Source organism: Lysinibacillus sp. F12 (assembly GCF_057773605.1).
The window spans coordinates 1-21,366 of record NZ_JBYMLP010000007.1 but is presented as its reverse complement, the minus strand read 5'-3'; the positions used below and the strand labels follow the sequence as shown (position 1 = coordinate 21,366).

17 protein-coding genes and 2 rRNA genes are annotated in these 21,366 nt (G+C 40.8%); 3 read left to right on the top strand and 16 right to left on the bottom strand.

Translation table 11 applies throughout. From position 1 onward, the window contains the following. Positions 1–5 precede the first annotated feature (5 nt). From AC3CH7_RS21735 to AC3CH7_RS21725, 3 genes are read left to right on the top strand one after another with little or no spacing between them, the layout of a single operon-like run. Positions 6–785 carry an enoyl-CoA hydratase/isomerase family protein gene (locus tag AC3CH7_RS21735; protein ID WP_488381882.1) on the top strand — a complete coding sequence of 260 codons (780 nt, stop codon included), beginning with the start codon at positions 6–8 and terminating at the stop codon, positions 783–785. A gap of 14 nt (positions 786–799) precedes the next feature. Further along, complete coding sequence (locus AC3CH7_RS21730) at positions 800–1,960, top strand: alpha-hydroxy acid oxidase (RefSeq protein WP_488381881.1); 1,161 nt, start codon at positions 800–802, stop codon at positions 1,958–1,960. After that, positions 1,957–3,153 carry a CaiB/BaiF CoA transferase family protein gene (locus AC3CH7_RS21725; RefSeq protein ID WP_012292671.1) on the top strand — a complete coding sequence of 399 codons (1,197 nt, stop codon included), beginning with the start codon at positions 1,957–1,959 and terminating at the stop codon, positions 3,151–3,153. The genes AC3CH7_RS21730 and AC3CH7_RS21725 overlap by 4 nt, the downstream gene beginning before the upstream one ends. Positions 3,154–3,251: 98 nt before the next feature. Here the strand turns inward: AC3CH7_RS21725 and AC3CH7_RS21720 are convergent, their stop codons facing one another. The 16 genes from AC3CH7_RS21720 to AC3CH7_RS21645 form a co-directional block, all read right to left on the bottom strand. Beyond that, positions 3,252–4,451 (bottom strand): glycine C-acetyltransferase, encoded by a 1,200-nt coding sequence (locus AC3CH7_RS21720; protein ID WP_012292670.1) that lies wholly within the window; start codon positions 4,449–4,451, stop codon positions 3,252–3,254. 58 nt (positions 4,452–4,509) lie between these two features. Then, positions 4,510–5,586, bottom strand: a complete 1,077-nt coding sequence (locus tag AC3CH7_RS21715) for a nucleotide kinase (RefSeq protein WP_036160713.1) — start codon at positions 5,584–5,586, stop codon at positions 4,510–4,512. Between the two features lie 101 nt (positions 5,587–5,687). Then, positions 5,688–6,323 (bottom strand): YczE/YyaS/YitT family protein, encoded by a 636-nt coding sequence (locus AC3CH7_RS21710; RefSeq protein WP_036218148.1) that lies wholly within the window; start codon positions 6,321–6,323, stop codon positions 5,688–5,690. A 132-nt stretch (positions 6,324–6,455) separates the two neighbouring features. Next, positions 6,456–6,947 (bottom strand): Cys-tRNA(Pro) deacylase, encoded by a 492-nt coding sequence (gene ybaK / locus AC3CH7_RS21705; protein ID WP_012292667.1) that lies wholly within the window; start codon positions 6,945–6,947, stop codon positions 6,456–6,458. A 24-nt stretch (positions 6,948–6,971) separates the two neighbouring features. Next, a complete protein-coding gene (locus AC3CH7_RS21700; protein ID WP_488381880.1) occupies positions 6,972–7,685 on the bottom strand; it encodes a hypothetical protein in 714 nt (237 codons plus the stop codon). 354 nt (positions 7,686–8,039) lie between these two features. Next, positions 8,040–8,606 carry a VanZ family protein gene (locus tag AC3CH7_RS21695; RefSeq protein WP_031418416.1) on the bottom strand — a complete coding sequence of 189 codons (567 nt, stop codon included), beginning with the start codon at positions 8,604–8,606 and terminating at the stop codon, positions 8,040–8,042. A gap of 132 nt (positions 8,607–8,738) precedes the next feature. Next, complete coding sequence (locus AC3CH7_RS21690; protein ID WP_036218143.1) at positions 8,739–10,277, bottom strand: acyl-CoA carboxylase subunit beta; 1,539 nt, start codon at positions 10,275–10,277, stop codon at positions 8,739–8,741. 129 nt (positions 10,278–10,406) lie between these two features. Next, positions 10,407–11,189, bottom strand: a complete 783-nt coding sequence (locus tag AC3CH7_RS21685) for an enoyl-CoA hydratase (RefSeq protein WP_012292663.1) — start codon at positions 11,187–11,189, stop codon at positions 10,407–10,409. Then, complete coding sequence (locus tag AC3CH7_RS21680; RefSeq protein WP_031418414.1) at positions 11,186–12,103, bottom strand: hydroxymethylglutaryl-CoA lyase; 918 nt, start codon at positions 12,101–12,103, stop codon at positions 11,186–11,188. Before AC3CH7_RS21680 ends, AC3CH7_RS21685 begins: the two co-directional genes overlap by 4 nt. 14 nt (positions 12,104–12,117) lie before the next feature. Then, positions 12,118–12,330, bottom strand: coding sequence for an acetyl-CoA carboxylase biotin carboxyl carrier protein subunit (locus AC3CH7_RS21675; protein ID WP_036160711.1), 213 nt, complete (start codon positions 12,328–12,330; stop codon positions 12,118–12,120). 70 nt (positions 12,331–12,400) lie between these two features. After that, positions 12,401–13,759 carry an acetyl-CoA carboxylase biotin carboxylase subunit gene (locus AC3CH7_RS21670; protein WP_036218140.1) on the bottom strand — a complete coding sequence of 453 codons (1,359 nt, stop codon included), beginning with the start codon at positions 13,757–13,759 and terminating at the stop codon, positions 12,401–12,403. Positions 13,760–13,774: 15 nt separating this feature from the next. Continuing rightward, a complete protein-coding gene (locus tag AC3CH7_RS21665; RefSeq protein WP_036218137.1) occupies positions 13,775–15,409 on the bottom strand; it encodes an AMP-binding protein in 1,635 nt (544 codons plus the stop codon). A 147-nt stretch (positions 15,410–15,556) separates the two neighbouring features. Then, positions 15,557–16,699, bottom strand: coding sequence for an acyl-CoA dehydrogenase (locus AC3CH7_RS21660; RefSeq protein WP_031418406.1), 1,143 nt, complete (start codon positions 16,697–16,699; stop codon positions 15,557–15,559). A gap of 120 nt (positions 16,700–16,819) precedes the next feature. Continuing rightward, positions 16,820–17,437 carry a TetR/AcrR family transcriptional regulator gene (locus AC3CH7_RS21655; protein ID WP_031418404.1) on the bottom strand — a complete coding sequence of 206 codons (618 nt, stop codon included), beginning with the start codon at positions 17,435–17,437 and terminating at the stop codon, positions 16,820–16,822. A gap of 1,150 nt (positions 17,438–18,587) precedes the next feature. Then, positions 18,588–18,703: ribosomal RNA gene (rrf, locus tag AC3CH7_RS21650) — 5S ribosomal RNA — on the bottom strand. A 186-nt stretch (positions 18,704–18,889) separates the two neighbouring features. After that, positions 18,890–21,366: ribosomal RNA gene (locus AC3CH7_RS21645) — 23S ribosomal RNA — on the bottom strand; the annotation flags it as partial.

The following is a 21,366-nucleotide window of genomic DNA, read 5'->3' as shown; positions in this document are numbered from 1 at the left end:
TATCCATGGCAACTGAGATTTATGTAGAGAAAAACGGCTATATCGCAACGCTAGTGTTAAACCGTCCCGACAAACGGAATTCTTTATCGAGAGCAATGTTCCAAGCGATCATAGACGAGCTAGAAGAGTTACGTACAGATATGTCTATCAAGCTATTAATTGTACGGGGTGTCAATGAAGTCGCCTTTTCCTCAGGCGCAGATATTAGTGAATTTTTAGATACCCGCTATGCGTCAGATAATGCTAAAGCCTATAATAATCTAGCTTTAAAGGCCATTGATGTCCTCTATAAATTTCCACATCCTACGATTGCCATGATTCAGGGCTTAGCGATTGGCGGCGGCTTAGAGTTAGCCAATGCATGTGACTTTAGATTGGCAACACCAAAGAGTAAGCTTGGCATTACCGCTGCGAACATTGGGATTGTCTATAATCTTGAAAGCACTAAACGACTTATAAATATTGTGGGTGTCGCGAAGGCTAAAGAGATTTTATACACAGCAAACATTTTTACAGCGGAGGAAGGAAAAAGCATTGGTTTGATTACTGCCCTTCATGAGCCGCAGGAAATTGAAAATGCCACTTTGCATTTTGCAGAGCATCTTTTAAAGAAATCACCTATTGCCAATGCAGGTAGTAAAAAAATAATTCAAGCTATTGTGGATGGTGAAAATGAAGAGAGTGATGAACTGGCTCAATTGATTCTCGATTCATTTAGTTCTGATGATTATAACGAAGGTATTCAAGCTTTTTTAAATAAAAGAAAGCCTATTTTCAATAAATAAGTGAGGTAGTAACGATGACAAATACAACTGATGGTGACCTACTCTTAAAAAATATCACTGCCCAAGCGCCCTTCCCCATTTGCTTTGCAGATTTAGAAAAAGCAGTAGCTGAAAAAATTCCCGCCGGACCATTCGGCTACATTCGCTCAGGAGCTGGCGGTGAACAAACATTACGCAATAATCGTTCAGCTTTTGAAAAGTACTCCATTGTTCCCCGCTTTTTAAATGATGTTTCAAACGTTCATACATCCATTAATTTATTCGGAAAAACATATCCAACACCATTGCTCTTTGCACCTGTAGGCATGAACGGAATGGTTCACGAGGAAGGTGAACTTGCCGCTGTACGCGCTGCCCAGCAATTAAATATGCCCTATATTCAAAGCACAGTCTCCACCTATGCACTCGAAGATGTTGCCGAAGCTGCCCCTTCAGCAACAAAATGGTTTCAATTGTATTGGTCTACAAATGAGGAAATTGCATTTAGTATGGCCGCACGAGCAGAGTCAGCAGGCTTTGAAGCCATTGTTTTAACAGTCGATACAGTAATGCTTGGATGGCGAGAAGAAGATGTACGCAATCAATTTTCACCATTAAAGCTAGGCTACGCAAAAGGAAATTACAAAAATGATCCTGTCTTTATGGCTTCTTTGCCTAATGATTCATTTGAATCGTATGTACAAGGCGTCTTGCAAAATGTCTTCCACCCTACACTCAATTGGGAGCATGTTCGTGAATTAAAACGGCGTACAAATCTCCCTATATTATTAAAGGGAATTCTACATCCTGAAGACGCAAAGCTAGCAATTGTAAATGGGGTTGACGGTATTATCGTATCGAACCATGGCGGCCGACAATTAGACGGTGTTATTGGGTCACTTGATGCCCTTCCCTCCATCGTGAGTGCTGTCAAAGGACAAATCCCTATTATTTTAGATAGCGGTGTATATCGCGGGATGGATGCCTTAAAGGCGCTTGCTTTAGGAGCTGATGCTGTGGCAATTGGGCGGCCCTTCATCTATGGTCTAGCCCTTGAAGGACAACAGGGTGTCGAAAGAGTCATGACAAATATCTATGATGAATTAAAGGTTTCCATTGCATTAGCAGGCACAACCTCCATCGAAGGGTTACGTACGATTACATTAGTCAAAAATGATGGGATGGAGGTCAAATGAAACAAGCATTAGACGGTTTAAAAGTTGTAGATTTATCTCAAGTTTTAGCTGGCCCTTATTGTACGATGGTCTTAGCAGATATGGGCGCAGAAGTCATAAAAATCGAGAAATATCCAAACGGAGACGACACCCGAGCAATGGGTCCGTTTATTAATGAAGAAAGTCATATGTATATGATGGTTAATCGCAATAAAAAAGGTGTTTGTATAAATTTAAAAACGCCAGATGGTTTGGCTTTATTCAAAGAGCTTATCCAGTCTGTAGATGTGCTGGTGGAAAACTACCGGCCAGGTGTTACGGAAAAACTAGGTATAGATTATGATACTTTAAAGGCTCTTAATCCCGGACTCATTTACTGCTCTATTTCTGGGTACGGACAAACGGGTCCTTATAGCCAAAAAGGTGGCTATGATATTATGGCACAGGGTTTAAGTGGCTTAATGCATATGACTGGCGAAGCGCAGGGTCGGCCTGTAAAAGTTGGCTTTGCTGTCAATGATATTGCTGCTGCCCAAACGGCCTTACAATCTATTTTAATGGCCTATATTTATAAGCTACGCAGTGGCGAGGGACAATATATAGATGTCTCTTTAGTAGAGTCAGGGCTTGCTTGGACTGTTTGGGAGGCTGCTGCCTACTTTGGTCAAGGCGAATTACCAGAACGAACAGGAACTGCCCATCGAGTATCCGCACCCTATCAAGGCTTTAAAACACAGGATGACTATATTTTATTAGGTGCTGGCAATCAAAAGCTGTGGGAAATCTTTGCGACAAAGGTTGTCAAACGTCCTGATTGGTTAGACAATCCCCTCTTTATTACTAACTATTCACGTGCCCAACATGTGAAAGCTTTAGAGGTAGAAATAGAGAGCGAATTAGCGAAACATCCAGCGACCTACTGGCTGGAGCTTTTAGATGAGCACGGCGTACCATCTAGCCCAATCTATTCCTATGACCAAACATTGAATGATCCCCATATTTTAGAGCGTGGCATGGTCTTGTCTTATGACCATCCGACTGCTGGGCCAATGAGGACATTAGGTTTCCCAGCAAAATTCTCACGCACACCGGGACAATTAACTAGTGCAGCGCCCACTTTAGGACAGCATAATGAAGAAATTTTGCAGGCATTAAACATCACTGATCATGAAGTTCAACAGCTAAAAAAAGCGCATGTAATTAGCTCAAAATAAGTACCCCTTTATTTTAAAGATCACTTTATAGAATTTAATTGGAACGAAGCGCTCGTTTTAAAAAAGGCTACCTCAGCTGTGGAGGTAGCCTTTTCGTATTATTGAATTACACCTAGTTCACGACCAACTTTTTCGTAAATTGCTAACGCATTATCAAGCATTTCTTTTGTATGAGCTGCAGTTGGCATATTACGAACACGACCTGTACCTTTAGGAACGGTTGGGAATACGATTGATTTCGCATAAACGCCTTCTTCAAATAAGCGTTTTGAAAACTCTTGTGTCAGCTTTTCATCTCCAATAATACAAGGAGTAATTGGTGTTTCAGATTCACCAATATTAAAGCCAAGCTTCTCTAGTCCCGCTTTTAAATAGTTACCATTATCCCACAGCTTATCGTGAAGCTCTGTAGAATCAATTAGCATTTGTACAGCAGCTGTAATGGCTGCCACATCACCTGGTGGTAAAGCAGTTGAGAACAAGAATGGACGAGAGCGAACTTTTAACCAATCAATTAAATTCTTCTTACCAGCTACATAGCCCCCTACAACACCAATTGCTTTTGATAGTGTACCAATTTGGAAGTCAATCTCTTTTTCAAGTCCAAAGTGCTTCACAGTTCCTTTGCCTTTACCAGTTACACCTGAACCATGTGCATCATCAACATAAGTAATTAAATCAAATTCTTTGGCAATTTCCACAATCTCCGGCAATTTAGCAATGTCGCCATCCATTGAGAATACACCATCCGTAATAACCATCACTTTATTGTATAAACCAGATTCTTTTGCCGCTTTTGCCTTGGCACGTAAATCATCCATATCTGAGTGATTAAACGCAATGATTTTCGCCTTAGATAAACGACAACCATCAATAATAGAGGCATGGTTTAATTGATCAGAAAGTATTGCATCATTTTTATCCATAACAGCTGAAATAGCTGCCATGTTACAATTAAAGCCAGATTGATAAGAAATAGCTGCTTCAGTTCCTTTAAATTCAGCAAGCTTTTCTTCTAATTTAACGTGTAAGTCCAGTGTCCCGTTAATGGTACGAACAGCACCTGCCCCAACACCATATTTTTCAATCGTTTCTTTGGCAATACGCTTTAATTCTTCATTCGTTGCTAAGCCTAGATAATTGTTAGAAGATAAGTTAACAAGATTTTTGCCACGTACCTGTATTATCGGGCCATTTGCACCCTCTACTGGATCAATTTCATTGTATAAGCCTTGTTCATGTAGGGCTTGTAGGTTTTCGTCTAAAAATGCATTCAATACTTTTGACAAGCGTATCATCCTTTCCTAGGAAAACAGTTCTAGTTCCTAGTTTAGCATAAGCAAGCCTATAGCTAAATTATTTTGTTAATCTTTCGAATAATGACGCTGTTTTTTCTCGCCACAAAGAGGCAGATAGGCAATTATCCAATAAACGCCGCACTGTATATTCTGCCTCTGCATAACGCTTTGAGTAGCCCATCGCATCTTGCATGGCTTCTTTATAGCACGCTCGTACTTCCTCAATTGCTAATTCTGCCTCTTCCGTAAGCGCACAATGTTGTCCTATATCAAATATCTTATCGCCTAATCGACCATCCTGTGGGTTAAAAATATGAGGTTCTGTACTATCAAAGATACAGAAATTTAGTTCAGGGATAATGACCATATCAACAGATCCTGCATCTAAGCCACACCATATAATTTGTGCATCGAGTCCCCTTGCATTCGCCTCGTCTGCTAGACCTTTCATCAAGGAGGATTTGCCTGTACCCGGTTTACCTTTAATCATTAATCTTGTCGATATATTTTTCGTTATGCTTTCCACTGTATTTTCTGCCCCTCTAGGAGTCAATGTTCCAAGTAAACGGTGTGTTCGCTCACCCGTTTTATTTAAAACAATAGATTGGAAGACTTCCGATTTTAAATTTTCCACCTGTTCATTTAATGCCTGCCAATTCATGCAGCTTTGCGTCACAACCTCCCAATCATCGTGGAGCTTGATAGCTTGATTTAGCTTGGCAATACATTTATCACGCCAAGCCGTACGTTCCTGTACTGCTTCAGCAAGTTGCTCTCCTATTTTCTCAAGCTGGATATCTTCCAAGCAATCATAAAAAGACATAACACGATGCTTCGTACCAAGTAATGTTGGCCCAATACCCCATTCCGATGCCCAGACATACAGTCTATTACAACCCTTTACATAAACAGCCTCGACTACTTCCTCTAATAACGCATGCTTAAACCATTCGACAGCAAAGCCTTGTTTAACATAAAAATAACCTAGCTCTTTCAATAGTTCTGATCCTTTAGATGTGGAGGCACCTTGTAAAAAATAAACTAGCTCCGCTTCCTCCATCATTTCTTTATATAAATGTTTCACACCTTGCCCAGTCAATGCATGTCCAAAATAATACGTCACATTTCCGTTCAAATGTCGTTCCTCCTTTTGTTTCTGCCTTGCATTATATGAAGGAACACTAAAAAAGATGAAAAGCTACTCCTATCCTTAACAGATAAAAGTAGCTTTACAGTTTAATAAAAAGGCTTCATGTCTTCAATATGACCAATACATTTCATTAATACTTTGCGGCAATAAGGTAATGAATATTGCACAATATATCCCGAAGTTAAAGCAATTAATACTGTTCCCACTCCAACCGGGCCACCTAGTAGCCATCCTACAATAGTTACTAGCACTTCGATCCCCATTCTCGCAGTTTTAATAGTTCCGCCAAATTTTTCGACAAGTATCATCATTAAAGTATCGCGAGGGCCTGCACCCATATTTGGAGCAATATACATACCACAGCCAAAGCTTAAGACAAATAAACCAATGGTAAAATATGTTATTTGCAGACCATACACATCTGTTGAAGGCAATAGCCAGTTAAATACATCGATGAATGAACCGATTAGTAGCATATTCAGCCATGTACCAATTTTAGGCCACTCACGCAATACAATTGATGTAGATGCGACAATAAAAAGACCTGTTAATATAGACCATGTACCAATCGTTAATCCAAAGTTTTGAAATAACCCTACATGCAAGACATCCCAAGGGCTCGTTCCAATTATCTTCCCTTTAATAGACATCGTAATCCCCAATGACATCACAATCAAGCCGCCAATAAAAAATGTCCAGCGCCACCCCATTATTTTGCGCATTCCCTATCCCTCTCTTTATATTTGATAACGCTCTAACTGTATCATGTTTTCTGCAAATATCGTGAAATCGTGCTTGTAAATGGAAGGATGGATAACCCTATTCTATTAAAATAAAAAACTACCCATTTTTCACTAATGGATAGTTGTAATTGGCGCAAGCTGGGCCTTTGTAATATTCTTCAAATCATTAAGTTGAACATGGATTTGCATACCTATTTTCCCTGCACTTACAATAATACTGCCTTGTTGTTGAGCAGTTTTATCGATTACCGTAGGATACAATTTTTTCATGCCTACAGGCGAGCATCCACCACGGACATATCCTGTATAGTTAAGTAAATCTTTTACAGGTAGCATATCAATTTTCTTTTCTCCAACTACCTTTGCGGCAGCCTTTAAATCCAGTTCCTCAGCCACTGGAATAACAAATACAAATAGCCTTTGTGCACTTGCCTTTGCTACTAATGTTTTAAAAACACGGGTAACCGGCTGACCAATTTTTTCGGCAACAGATACACCGTCTACTTGACCGTCTCCAATTTCATATTCCATCACATCAAATTGGATTTTTTGCTGCTCTAATAATCTTATCGCATTTGTTTTGGCATGCTTTGCCTTCGCCATAACCGTAATCTCCTATCTACAACATTAGGCTATCAAAGAGAACATCGAATCATTTCCTGGACGATAGCCATTCTTCGTCATTTGAACATGTGCTGCATACTTTTCAGATGCCTGTTTGAAGGCTCTCAATTTTAAAGTAGCATCATGGCTCTTACCGAAAATTGTATCTGCAAATGGGTCCAATTTCAATTCCTTCGAGAAACGTTCAGGAACCTTAACTGTAGTCACTTCATTGACAAAAGGTTGGTCCTGTTCATCTGTTGAGTTAACTTCATGTAGAATATGCTGAATTTGAGCATTCACGTTTTCTGCTAACCTTACATCTTGAGCAGATGGCTTTGACGATGATAATGCTGCATTTCGCATTTGCTCTAAAACCTGTAACGTATCATTCAAATCCGGATTATTTACAACAGGTGCTCCGTCATGATTACCACTTGCCCATTTATAAGCCTGCTCATGTGCATGGACATTCTTTGAAGTCTGCTGCAAATCATCCATAATGGCCAGCTGTTGGGGTGTTACTACTTCTGTATCTTCTTGTTGCTGCTCGTATAAATCTTGATCTGTGCGCCCTAATAGTAGGTTTTCAAGTTCCAGCAATAATGGATTTTTCTTTGGCTGAAAATACATGGCATTCTTTCGATATGCATCTCCCGCTTCTTTACGTTGCAGAAACTTTTTACGATTAAATGGGGACGATAATCTCTCTTGCTCCATTGAATTATATATTTTCATAGTTTTCACCTCATCCTTCTATCTTCATATGCTAACTTGTTACTAGATATGAACATCTTTTATGACAAAATCTATTCCTCCGAAACAGCTTCTATACACTTATTATCGGAATTTTCATTATTAAATTCAAGCACAAATGACTACTAACCACCTAAAGAAGCAAAAATTAATATCATTTTTAGGTTAAAATACCCACTATCTTAGAATATACTCCTCAGTCGTTTATTACTTTCATTTCGATTTCAATAAAAATTACTACCATTTACACAAAATAAATAGTGTTAATAAATAAAAAAAACCCCCATAAAAGTTAGATTGATGTCTAAACCTTTTACGGGGTAACTGGCTGTTTTCTCATTTTTTCGGTGTAAGCAATAGCCCCTTATAAGCTAAATACCCGAGCCATGCACCAATTGTATTTAAAATTAAATCATCAATATCGGCAGAGCCTACTGTAAAAATAAATTGAATAGTTTCCACGCTAAGGCTGGAAAAAAAGCCTAAGCAAAGTATAACGCCTGCTTTGCGGAATTTCTTCGATAGTAATGGCAGTAAAAAGCCCATAGGGGTGAAAATTAATAAGTTACCAAGTAAGTTAATAATTATTGTATCCCAATTAAAATACTGAGAGTAGTTAATATAGCGGAATATCGTTTCAAAGGGAATAAAATTAGTAGTTAATCGCCAACTGCTGTAATCAAACAGCCCTAAATCACCGACTGAATAATCACCTTTCCATAATATAACGACTACATTAACTAAGCGATCAATCACCAATTTATAAAAAGCCAAACAAGAATAGATGCTAAATAACATCCAACCCACTATTTTTATTGGCAAATAATATGTATCAATAACATCTCGATATGGTAATGGGAGCTTGGCATTACCTTGAACATCCGTTATGTTGTTTTTAGACATGCTAAACACCCTCTTCCCTTTATTCCTTCCCATATTTTAATATGCTCCTTTACACCATGCAAGTAGCTGTTAAATTTTTATCAACTAAAAAAGACTGCCTCCTGATAGAGAGACAGCCTTCCCAGTAAGTATTTATACTGGGTTTACCCCATGCTTACGCTGTGAGAAAAGTAAGTATTTTGACATGTAAAGATCTAAACGATTTTCAAGCACCTTACGTAAATCATTTGGCTCAATTACATCATCAATAATTAGTTCTGATGCTAATCGATACACATCTATCTCCTCTTGGTACTCTTTTCGTTTTTCAGCAATAAAGCTTGCTTGCTCTTCTTTTGGAAGCTCAGCAATTTTATTGGCATAAACTGCATTGACTGCAGCTTCTGGACCCATTACTGCAATTTGAGCATTTGATAATGCGATACAGCAGTCTGGCTCAAAGGCAGGACCAGCCATGGCATATAAACCAGCTCCATATGCTTTACGAACAATGACTGTTAGCTTTGGAACAGTTGCTTCACTCATCGCAAAAATCATTTTTGCGCCATGACGGATAATCCCAGCTTTTTCGACCTGTGTGCCGATCATAAAGCCTGGGACGTCCGCTAAAAATAGAAGCGGTATATTGAAAGCATCACAAAGTGAAATGAACTTAGCCGCTTTATCCGCAGAATCGTGGAATAGTACGCCTCCCTTAACGCGAGGCTGATTCGCTATAATTCCTACTGATTGCCCATTAATACGTGCTAGACCAGTAATTAATTCCGGTGCAAATAATTTCTTCACCTCACAAAACGAATCTTCATCAATAATACGTTCAATTAGCTTATACATATCAAAAGGAACGTTTTGATTTTGTGGTATCAATTCCTCAATCGATTTATCAAATGTAGCAGGTGGCTTAGGTACCTCCACCTTGCTACGTTCAGCGTAGTTATTAGGGAAATAGCCTAAATATTTACGAGCATAGGCAATGGCCTCTTGTTCTGTTTTGGCAAGCACATCTCCACAGCCGGAAACTGAACAGTGCATTTTTGCGCCACCCATCGTTTCTAAATCTACTTTCTCTCCAATAACCATTTCAGCCATTCGAGGAGATCCTAAATACATGGATGCGTTCCCTTCAACCATGACAACGATATCACAAAATGCAGGAATGTAGGCGCCACCTGCCGCGGACGGACCAAATAGTAAACAAATTTGTGGTACTTTACCTGATAACTTGACTTGGTTGTAGAAAATGCGACCAGCACCCCTTCTACCTGGGAACATTTCTAACTGATCTGTAATACGTGCCCCTGCTGAATCGACTAAATATAGTAACGGACAGTTAAGTTTTTCTGCAGTTTCTTGAATACGAATCATCTTTTCAACGGTACGTTTTCCCCATGATCCTGCTTTAATCGTTGAGTCATTAGCTAATATACAAACGGTACGACCATGAATTTTACCAATCCCTGTGACGACACCATCAGCAGGTAAGTCGCCTGCCAAACAGTTTGCATAGAGGCCATCCTCTGATTGAAGACCATCATCTAATAATAATTCAAGTCGTTCACGTACAAATAGCTTCCCTTGCTGTGCATTTTTATCATGATATTTTGGTAAACCGCCAGAAAGAATTTTATCTTTCATTGTAGGTGGCGTGTTTTCTGTTGAAATATTGCTCATTTTATTTCCTCCCTTTGCCCATTCAATTACGCCAAATTATTTTTTTAGCGCCCCTATTCCCTTTGTCAATGCGCAAAAAAATCAACTTAGATTTCAGTCAGAGTGATTAATCTGATCGGATTCTCTTACTTATTTTCCTGAATATTGTGGTGCTCGCTTTTCTTGGAAGGCAAGTAAGCCCTCTAATCGGTCTTCAGTTGGGATCAGTGCACTATATGCAAGTGATTCGATTTTCAAACCGGTAGCTAAATCTACCTCAACCCCCTGATTCATAGCTACTTTAGCCTGTACTAACGATAATGGTGCATTTTTTGCCATTTCTAGTGCAAGCTGCTGTGCCCTTTCCATTACCTCATGTGCCTCATGAACATACTCAACGATGCCATAATTTTTGGCTTCCTCAGCATTTAAGCGACGTGCTGTATATATTAATTCCTTTGCCTTCCCAAGGCCAATGAGACGTGGAAGTCGTTGCGTTCCTCCTGCCCCTGGAATAATACCGAGAGAGGTTTCAGTGAGACCTAGCTTGACATGTGCTGCTGCCACACGTAAGTCGCAAGCTAAGGCTAATTCTAGACCACCACCAAAAGCTACTCCATTTAGTACTGCAATGACAGGCTGAGCGAGTGTCTCCACTTTTGCGACTGTTGCACCAATCAACTGGACGATTTGCTTCACTTGTCGATCAGACATACCTTTACGTTCTTTTAAATCAGCCCCTGCACAGAATGCTTTTTCTCCAGCACCTGTTAGTAAGACTACTCGCACTGCTGGATCACCGTTGATTTGATCCAACGTCCCAGATAGCTCTTGCAGTAACTGTACTGACATCGCGTTCGCAGCCTCTGGTCTTAAGAGAGTAATCAGTCCAATACTTCCCTCCAGTAATTCAAAACGAACGAGTTGAGTCATAATGGATTCGCACTCCTTTCATTACGGACAATCGCCATTTGCTTTGAAGCTACAGCTTTGCCTAATTTCTGTTCAATAAAGAGTGCAGCCTCTAGTATTTTTTGTTGATCCACACCAGTTTGAACACCCATTTCATCAAATAAGTAAAGTAAGTCTTCCGTGGCTACATTACCCGAAGCTCCCTTTGCATATGGACAGCCCCCTAGACCACCAAGCGCACTATCAAATTTGGTTACACCCATCTCTAAAGATTTCATAATGTTGGCAAGCGCCGTGCCACGTGTATCATGAAAATGCATAGCAAAATTTTCAGCGGAATACCTTTTTAATAGTTCCTCTAAAAGAAACTCAACCTGAGTTGGTACACCAACGCCAATCGTGTCGCCTAGGGATATCTCCGTTACACCCATCTCCAATAATTTATCTGTAACACGTAGCACCTTATCAGGATGTATATATCCCTCATAGGGACAGCCAAGAACTGTAGAAATATAGCCTCGAACTTTCTTTTTTGACGCTTTAGCTCCTAATACTACTTCCTCTAAAATAGGAAATGTTTCGTCAATGGTTTTGTTAATATTACTTTGATTATGACTTTCACTAGCAGACATAAATATACTTACTTCATCTACTTCCGCCTGCAACGCCCTTTCTAGCCCTCGCATATTAGGTACAAGTGCCGCGTAAGTAATATCATTGTTCCTTTTAATGGCTTGAAGAACCTCGACAGCATCCGCCAACTGTGGAATCCATTTCGGATGAACAAATGAAGTCACTTCGATGTAATTTAATCCCGTTTGGCTTAACAAATTCACTAATTGTATTTTATCTGCTGTTGTAATATGTTTTTTTTCGTTTTGTAAGCCATCACGGGGACCAACTTCTTTAATCACGACCTGCTTAGGTAGTTGCATTAAGAGGCCTCCTCTTATTCAATTTCTAAAATATCATCATCAACGTTAATAAAATCTCCCTCATTGGCGATGATTTTTGTTACCACGCCATCTTCTTCGGCTGCAATCGGAATTTCCATTTTCATTGATTCTAAAATAGCTACATCTTGACCTGCTGTTACTTTTTCACCTTCTACTACGACGATTTTCCATACTGTACCGGCCATGCTTGCTTTTACTGTTGCCATTAACACTCACTCCTACTATTCATTAATTTTGCATTCGCACTCTCTGTGAAGCGCGAATGCTATTACATACTTACTTTGACTCTGCTAATTGAGGTAAATAAAATTGTTCTACAAATTTTGTTGTCGTATAGCCTTTTAAAAACTGTTCATGCGTAACAGTTTTCAGCAGCATCGGAATATTCGTTTGAATACCCTCCACTTTATATGTTTTCAGTGCTTGGATTAATTTCTCACAGGCAATGTCCCTTGTTTCTCCCCACACTACCAATTTACTAATCATGGGGTCATAGAATGGTGTAACTGCAGAACCTGTCTCTACACCACACTCATGTCGAACCCCTTCCCCTGTTGGTAATTCTAGAGCTGTGATCGTACCTGGAGACGGGAAAAATGTAGAAGGATTCTCAGCGTATATACGCACTTCAATCGCATGACCCTGTTTCGTAATACTTTCTTTTGTAAATGAGAGAGGTTGCTGTGCAGCAATTTTTAATTGCTCTTCTACTAAATCAAGCTTTGTAATTTCCTCTGTCACAGGATGCTCTACTTGTAATCTTGTATTCATTTCTAAGAAATAAAAGTTTTGATTCTCATCCACCAAATACTCAATCGTTCCAGCGTTGACATAGCCAATATGCTTCGCTGCCTTCACTGAGGCTTCAAGCATCCTATCTCTTGTTTCCTGTGAAATGAATGGTGATGGTGCTTCTTCTACTACTTTTTGATTTCTTCGTTGGATCGAACATTCACGTTCAAATAACGGAACTACATTGCCTTGATGATCAGCAATAATTTGTACTTCAACATGGTGAGGGTTAGCAATAAATCGCTCCATGTACATCGTGCCATCACCGAAAAATGACTGGGCACGTTTTTGATTTCCCTCAAATGCTTTTGCTAGTTCCTCTGCATTTTCAACAAGTTGCATACCGATACCGCCACCGCCTGCCGATGCCTTTAACATAATTGGATAGCCTAAACGTTCAGCGATTTCAGTAGCTTCTTCTGCATCCTTTATAGGTGCCTCTACACCCTCTACAATGGGAACCCCAGCGGCTTTCATTGTTTTTCGTGCTTCTAATTTACTTCCCATTGAAGCAATTACATCAGCACTTGGTCCTATAAAAATTAAACCTTCCTCTTCACAGCGCTTTGCAAACTCTGCATTTTCTGATAGTAGACCATAGCCAGGATGAACAGCCTCGACGCCATTTTCTAGTGCAATCTCTAGAATACGTTCTATATTTAAATAGCTTTGTGCAACAGGCGGTTTCCCTACACAATATGCCTCATCCGCATCCTTCACATGTAAGCTTTCAGCATCAGCCTCAGAATAAATAGCAACCGTATTAATATTTAGGCGCTTGCATGTTCTGATAACACGTCTAGCAATCTCCCCACGATTTGCAATTAATACTTTATTAAACATATTCACTGCCCCTCCTTATCTGACGGTCATGACAAAATTTTCTCGTAATTTATATTTTTGAACCTTTCCTGAAGCAGTCATTGGATAATGATCGATAAAGAAAATATGTTTTGGGATTTTATGTCTAGAGATTTTATCCCGACAATATTCTCGAATCTCCTCTTCTGTTGCCTGCTCACCTTCTCTTAAAATAATCCAAGCTGCCGCTTCCTCCCCATACACAGGATCAGGAACCCCTGCAACCTGAACATCTGATATTTTTGGGTGTGTATAAAGAAACTCTTCAATTTCACGGGGATATAAATTTTCACCACCGCGAATAATCATATCCTTTAAACGACCGGTTACACGGACATAGCCCGCTTCATCCATCGTTGCCAAATCACCAGTATGCAGCCAGCCATCTTGATCAATGGCAAGATCGGTTTCTTCTTGGTTTTTATAGTAGCCTTTCATTACATGGTACCCTCTTGTACATAGCTCCCCTTGTTCATTTGTGGGTGCTTCCTCGTTCGTCCCAGGAACAACAATTTTCGCCTCTAAGTTTGGTAAGGCACGGCCAACCGTCTCCACTTTTAACGTTAACGGATCATCCGTTCTCGTTTGTGTAATCACTGGAGATGATTCTGTTTGACCATAGCAAATCGTAATATCTGTCATGCCCATTTTCTCAATGACCGCTTTCATTACCTCTATCGGACAATTAGAGCCTGCCATGACTCCTGTCCGTAAAGTTGAAAGGTTGAAAGACTCAAAATTCGGTAAATTAAGCTCACTAATAAACATCGTTGGAACGCCATGTAAGGCTGTGCACTTTTCTTGTTGAACCGTCCTTAGCACCTCTTCAGGTGAAAATTCTTGTACTGGCACCATCGTTCCACCACTAGTTGTAATAGCTAATGTTCCGATAACACAGCCAAAGCAGTGGAAAAATGGAACAGGAATGCATAAGCGGTCCTCTGCTGTTAAACGCATACACTCTGCAATGTTGACCGCATTGTTAACTAAGTTAAAATGTGTTAACATCACACCTTTAGGAAAACCTGTCGTACCAGATGTATATTGAATATTAATCACATCATTATAATGAAGAGATTGCTCTCTTTGTTCTAATTGTTCCTCTGTTACTTGATTGGCCGCTGCTACTACATCTGACCAATTCAATACACCGGGATACTTAGTCTCGCCGATTAAAATAACATTTTTTAATAAAGGTAGTCGCTTTGATTGCAAATTACCTGGTTCACAATGTTCAAGCTCCGGACATAACTCTTGAAGTGTATGGATAAAAGAATGGTCTCGATAATTTTCAATTAAAAATATCGTTTTGGCATCAGACTGCTTTAATAGATACTCCAATTCACTAGCACGATAATTAGTATTTACTGTAACGATTGGAGCCCCCATCTTGCCTGTACCAAATTGAAGCTGTACCCACTCAGGAACATTGGTCGTCCATACAGCAATATGGTCTCCTTTTTCAATCCCTAAAGCCATTAAGCCCCTTGCTACCAATCGTGCTTGACGATTTAGCTGCTCATAAGTCATTCGTAAATTCCTATCTGCATAGACCAAAGCCTCATTTTGCGGGTACTTTTTAGATTGTTCATCTAGCAATTGACCAATTGTTTGATACACAAGTTCTGCCATGAAGATCCCCCTTGTTAATGCTATTAAACGTCTTTCAGCAATGAGATAAATGCGGATTTAAGCTATTTTTTAGTAGGTGTCTCGGTATCGGAAAGAAGTGCTCTATGCAGCACAAAGCTGCTCCCGGACACAATGTGTTGAAAATCATTAACAGCCAATTAAGCGAGAAATAACAAGACGCTGAATTTCAGATGTTCCTTCACCAATTTCCATTAATTTAATATCACGTAAATGACGTTCTACATCGTATTCTTTCATATATCCAGAACCTCCATGAATTTGAATGGCTTGATTACATGTACGGAAGCCCATTTCAGAAGCAAATAATTTAGCCATTGCCGCTTCTTTACCAAATGGTTTCTTTTGATCTTTTAGCCATGCCGCTTTATGTACAAGCGTACGAGCAAGCTCTATTTCCATCGCCATATCTGCTAATTTAAATTGGATCGCCTGTAGCTTCGAAATAGGTGCACCAAATTGCTCGCGTTCTTTTGCGAACTTCAGTGCCTTCTCATAAGCGGCCTGTGCAATTCCTACAGAAAGAGCTGCAATTGAAATACGACCACCATCTAAAGTGTTTAAAAACTGGCTAAAGCCTCGCTTTTCATCGCCTAATAGATTGGATCGAGGAACGCGAACATTTTGTAAAACAATTTCACATGTATTAGAACCACGGACACCCATTTTGTCATAATTACAATTAATCGTTACACCTGGAGTATTCGTTGGCACAATAATAGAAGAAATAATCTTTTTGCCATCCTCCCGTTTTCCCGTTACTGCAGTTACGATTATTTGTCGAGCGTATCCTGCATTGGTAATCCAGCATTTTTCTCCATTAATAACATAATCATCTCCATCAATGACAGCCGTAGTGCGTGTACCGCCTGCATCTGAACCTGCATTAGGCTCTGTTAAACCGAATGATCCTAATGTCTCACCCTTTGCCAATGGAACAAGCCATTCTTGCTTTTGCTCCTCCGTACCAAAGTTGTAAATTGGCGAAGCGCCTAAGCTAACAGCAGCTGCATAACTTAAGCCAGTGCCCCCACATGCACGACCAATTTCCTCTACAGCTAAAGCGTAGGACACCGTATCACCACCTGAACCACCATATTCTTCAGGGAACGGGATACCCAATAAGCCTAGTTCCGCCATCTTTTTAAAGCTTTCTATTCTCATTGTCGATGTCTCATCAACCTCACGAGCATACGGTTTAATCTCTTTTTCAGCAAAATCACGTACCATGTCTCGAATCATCACTTGCTCTTTTGTTAATTCAAAATTCATCCCTAATCCCCCTAATGTCAAATTTGCCATAGTAGATTTAGCTCAAAGATAATTCCCTTCAAGTAAATACCGACTAGTCGGTTTGTAAAAGCAAATAATAAAACCAGTGTTTTCTACTGGCTACCCCTTTATCATAAATTGCTTTGCTTCCTCCATTGCTTGTTCTGTTACAATCGCACGTAGTACCATGTCCGTAAAAACATCTGTAATTTGCACCATTGTTAATGGCCCGGATTGCTTAAACCATTTATATGTCCAGTTAATCATCCCCACAATCGCCATCGTAACAATGGTACAAGGCAATTCTGTACGAAAAACCTTCTTTTCTTGGCCTTCTGCTATCACTTTTTGCAAGATGTCCAGATAATGATCTCGTTTTTTATGAATAATCTCACTATACTCCTCTGAGAGTGAACGACTTTCCTCATAAAAAATTGTAATATGTGCTTGATACATATCAAATACTTGCGTCAGCGTTTGTAGCATCGCACATAACCTGGTAATGGGCGTATCGTATTTGTCATATGCATCTTGTGATTGTTGAATAACATATGAAATAAAAACATCATGAATTTCATACAACAATTCATCTTTTGATTTAAAATTATGATAAAATCCACCTTTTGATGCCCCTATATATTCAACGATACGATCAACAGTTACATTGTGATAACCATCCTGCTGAAACAGCTCAACTGAAGCGTCTACAATTCTTTGCTTTAATGTTTTCTTTACCATAGGCCCTATCATCCTTCGTCTAGCTCTATACTCCATCACTCCTTATAATCAGGAAAACAACTCTCTTTCATAAAAGAATTCTTTTTTTTCCTAATTATAAAAATACTATGACCATATAAATATAGCATTCTCAAAATTTGGTGTCTAGCAACAAATAGATTTTTCCTATTAATACGAGCATAAAAATAACATTAAACAGAATTTAAAGAACCAGGAACACATACATACCTTATGTTATAACACTCGTCTTCATGACATTTTTAAACTTTTCTTTTCTCTTTACACCATCAAACCATTTTTCACTGCTGTTCAAGAAACCATTTATAATCTCAAATTAAATGGCAATAACCTTAACTTACTGTTTATCCTTAAATTATAAGAAAGGTGAAATTTAAATTTGCAAAGATACACTGTAATTAACGCACACATTTCTAATTACTCTAACCCTATCTTTTAAAAAAAGACAAGACGTATTGTAAGGAAAAGAATACACTCAATTACTCAAATTGATTTTTTATAAATTCATGGTTACAAATAAAGAAGGATGGATTCAGAGGAAAATTTTAACTACCCTAAATAACCCTGATATTGCATCAAGATTGTTCAGCCCATGAACTAACAATTAATCAAGTTGAACTATTAATAGGGATAAAGCACTTAAACAATTGGACTTACTGTAAAATAGATAATGGGGAATTTGGGATGGACTCCTACTTAATGTTTGTCAACACTATATGTCTAGCATTATAAATCTGGTGAAATACCTGATTTTTTTCTTTGCACAATACCTTTCAATTATTCACTAGGCAAACTACTGATTCGGTACATACCTGTAAAGAATCCTGCTAGATAGGCGAACATTTTGGATTACCGAACTTTTATGGTTATGGTACTTTCTATTGTGCATCTGACATGTATAGTTAGGTGGTGAAAGTCTATTCACAAGTCGTGAATACTGTCTTTATGTACGATTCACCTTAATTATTATTAAATTCGTTATAAAGATTGATTATTGGACTAGCCTGCAACTTTAGTTTAAAAAGAATTTGAATGATTGGACCTATACATAGAAAGAGTTTTCATGCTTGGATGGTTTCTTACTAATAGTTGCAAATAAAAAAACAGCCAGCACACAGCTGACTGCTTTGTTGCCTAGCGACGTCCTACTCTCACAGGGGGAAGCCCCCAACTACCATCGGCGCTAAAGAGCTTAACTTCCGTGTTCGGTATGGGAACGGGTGTGACCTCTTTGCCATCATCACTAGACTATGTTCGGCTTTCAATATACATCGCATTTCTTCGTCAGCTTCTGTCGTTCAGTCAGTCACGTACTTGAGTACGCTCCTTCCCTCTCTCCATTGCTTCCTCGAACTACTCGTATCTTGAAACCCTTTATAAAAGAAATTATTCTTTCAAAACTGGATAAACGGTTCATTGAATGCTTCAAACTTTTTGGTTAAGTCCTCGATCGATTAGTATTCGTCAGCTCCATGTGTCACCACACTTCCACCTCGAACCTATCTACCTCATCGTCTTTGAGGGATCTTACTTACTTGCGTAATGGGAAATCTCATCTTGAGGGGGGCTTCATGCTTAGATGCTTTCAGCACTTATCCCGTCCACACATAGCTACCCAGCGATGCCTTTGGCAAGACAACTGGTACACCAGCGGTGTGTCCATCCCGGTCCTCTCGTACTAAGGACAGCTCCTCTCAAATTTCCTACGCCCACGACGGATAGGGACCGAACTGTCTCACGACGTTCTGAACCCAGCTCGCGTACCGCTTTAATGGGCGAACAGCCCAACCCTTGGGACCGACTACAGCCCCAGGATGCGATGAGCCGACATCGAGGTGCCAAACCTCCCCGTCGATGTGGACTCTTGGGGGAGATAAGCCTGTTATCCCCGGGGTAGCTTTTATCCGTTGAGCGATGGCCCTTCCATGCGGAACCACCGGATCACTAAGCCCGTCTTTCGACCCTGCTCGACTTGTAGGTCTCGCAGTCAAGCTCCCTTGTGCCTTTACACTCTACGAATGATTTCCAACCATTCTGAGGGAACCTTTGGGCGCCTCCGTTACCTTTTAGGAGGCGACCGCCCCAGTCAAACTGTCCGCCTGACACTGTCTCCTGCCCCGCTAAGGGGCATGGGTTAGAATTTCAATACAACCAGGGTAGTATCCCACCGACGCCTCCTTCGAAGCTGGCGCTCCGAGATCTCTGGCTCCTACCTATCCTGTACAAGTTGTACCAAAATTCAATATCAGGCTACAGTAAAGCTCCACGGGGTCTTTCCGTCCTGTCGCGGGTAACCTGCATCTTCACAGGTACTATAATTTCACCGAGTCTCTCGTTGAGACAGTGCCCAGATCGTTACGCCTTTCGTGCGGGTCGGAACTTACCCGACAAGGAATTTCGCTACCTTAGGACCGTTATAGTTACGGCCGCCGTTTACTGGGGCTTCAATTCGCAGCTTCGCTTGCGCTAACCACTCCTCTTAACCTTCCAGCACCGGGCAGGCGTCAGCCCCTATACGTCACCTTACGGTTTTGCAGAGACCTGTGTTTTTGCTAAACAGTCGCCTGGGCCTATTCACTGCGGCTCTCATGCGCTTGCACGCTCAAGAGCACCCCTTCTCCCGAAGTTACGGGGTCATTTTGCCGAGTTCCTTAACGAGAGTTCTCTCGCACACCTTAGGATTCTCTCCTCGACTACCTGTGTCGGTTTGCGGTACGGGCACCTCTCACCTCGATAGAGGCTTTTCTTGGCAGTGTGAAATCAGGAACTTCGTCCATACGGACTCGCCATCACAGCTCAACGTTACAGTGTGCGGATTTGCCTACACACACGCCTTACTGCTTGGACGCGCATAACCAACAGCGCGCTTACCCTATCCTACTGCGTCCCCCCATTTCTCAAACGGTGAGGAGGTGGTACAGGAATATCAACCTGTTGTCCATCGCCTACGCCTATCGGCCTCGGCTTAGGTCCCGACTAACCCTGAGCGGACGAGCCTTCCTCAGGAAACCTTAGTCATACGGTGGACGGGATTCTCACCCGTCTTTCGCTACTCATACCGGCATTCTCACTTCTAAGCGCTCCACCAGTCCTTCCGGTCTGACTTCAACGCACTTAGAACGCTCTCCTACCACTGACATCGTAGATGTCAATCCACAGCTTCGGTGAATCGTTTAGCCCCGATACATTTTCGGCGCAGCGTCACTCGACCAGTGAGCTATTACGCACTCTTTAAATGATGGCTGCTTCTAAGCCAACATCCTGGTTGTCTGTGCAACGCCACATCCTTTTCCACTTAACGATTACTTTGGGACCTTAGCTGGTGGTCTGGGCTGTTTCCCTTTTGACTACGGATCTTATCACTCGCAGTCTGACTCCCGTGTATAAATATCTGGCATTCGGAGTTTGTCTGAATTCGGTAAACCGGGATGGCCCCCTAGTCCAAACAGTGCTCTACCTCCAGTATTCTCATCACGAGGCTAGCCCTAAAGCTATTTCGGAGAGAACCAGCTATCTCCAAGTTCGATTGGAATTTCTCCGCTACCCACACCTCATCCCCGCACTTTTCAACGTGCGTGGGTTCGGGCCTCCAGTAAGTGTTACCTTACCTTCACCCTGGACATGGGTAGATCACCTGGTTTCGGGTCTACGACCACGTACTATTTCGCCCTATTCAGACTCGCTTTCGCTGCGGCTCCGCCTTCTAAAGCTTAACCTCGCACGTAATCGTAACTCGCCGGTTCATTCTACAAAAGGCACGCTATCACCCATTAACGGGCTCTAACTACTTGTAGGCACACGGTTTCAGGATCTCTTTCACTCCCCTTCCGGGGTGCTTTTCACCTTTCCCTCACGGTACTGGTTCACTATCGGTCACTAGGTAGTATTTAGCCTTGGGAGATGGTCCTCCC

Excerpts from the sequence above, each read along its gene's own strand:
- AC3CH7_RS21735 (WP_488381882.1), top strand. The coding sequence starts at position 6 with ATGGCAACTGAGATTTATGTAGAGAAAAACGGCTATATCGCAACGCTA.
- AC3CH7_RS21730 (WP_488381881.1), top strand. The coding sequence starts at position 800 with ATGACAAATACAACTGATGGTGACCTACTCTTAAAAAATATCACTGCC.
- AC3CH7_RS21725 (WP_012292671.1), top strand. The coding sequence starts at position 1,957 with ATGAAACAAGCATTAGACGGTTTAAAAGTTGTAGATTTATCTCAAGTT.
- AC3CH7_RS21720 (WP_012292670.1), bottom strand. The coding sequence starts at position 4,451 with ATGATACGCTTGTCAAAAGTATTGAATGCATTTTTAGACGAAAACCTA.
- AC3CH7_RS21710 (WP_036218148.1), bottom strand. The coding sequence starts at position 6,323 with ATGCGCAAAATAATGGGGTGGCGCTGGACATTTTTTATTGGCGGCTTG.
- ybaK (WP_012292667.1), bottom strand. The coding sequence starts at position 6,947 with ATGGCGAAGGCAAAGCATGCCAAAACAAATGCGATAAGATTATTAGAG.
- AC3CH7_RS21700 (WP_488381880.1), bottom strand. The coding sequence starts at position 7,685 with ATGAAAATATATAATTCAATGGAGCAAGAGAGATTATCGTCCCCATTT.
- AC3CH7_RS21695 (WP_031418416.1), bottom strand. The coding sequence starts at position 8,606 with ATGTCTAAAAACAACATAACGGATGTTCAAGGTAATGCCAAGCTCCCA.
- AC3CH7_RS21690 (WP_036218143.1), bottom strand. The coding sequence starts at position 10,277 with ATGAGCAATATTTCAACAGAAAACACGCCACCTACAATGAAAGATAAA.
- AC3CH7_RS21685 (WP_012292663.1), bottom strand. The coding sequence starts at position 11,189 with ATGACTCAACTCGTTCGTTTTGAATTACTGGAGGGAAGTATTGGACTG.
- AC3CH7_RS21680 (WP_031418414.1), bottom strand. The coding sequence starts at position 12,103 with ATGCAACTACCTAAGCAGGTCGTGATTAAAGAAGTTGGTCCCCGTGAT.
- AC3CH7_RS21675 (WP_036160711.1), bottom strand. The coding sequence starts at position 12,330 with ATGGCAACAGTAAAAGCAAGCATGGCCGGTACAGTATGGAAAATCGTC.
- AC3CH7_RS21670 (WP_036218140.1), bottom strand. The coding sequence starts at position 13,759 with ATGTTTAATAAAGTATTAATTGCAAATCGTGGGGAGATTGCTAGACGT.
- AC3CH7_RS21665 (WP_036218137.1), bottom strand. The coding sequence starts at position 15,409 with ATGGCAGAACTTGTGTATCAAACAATTGGTCAATTGCTAGATGAACAA.
- AC3CH7_RS21660 (WP_031418406.1), bottom strand. The coding sequence starts at position 16,699 with ATGAATTTTGAATTAACAAAAGAGCAAGTGATGATTCGAGACATGGTA.
- AC3CH7_RS21655 (WP_031418404.1), bottom strand. The coding sequence starts at position 17,437 with ATGGTAAAGAAAACATTAAAGCAAAGAATTGTAGACGCTTCAGTTGAG.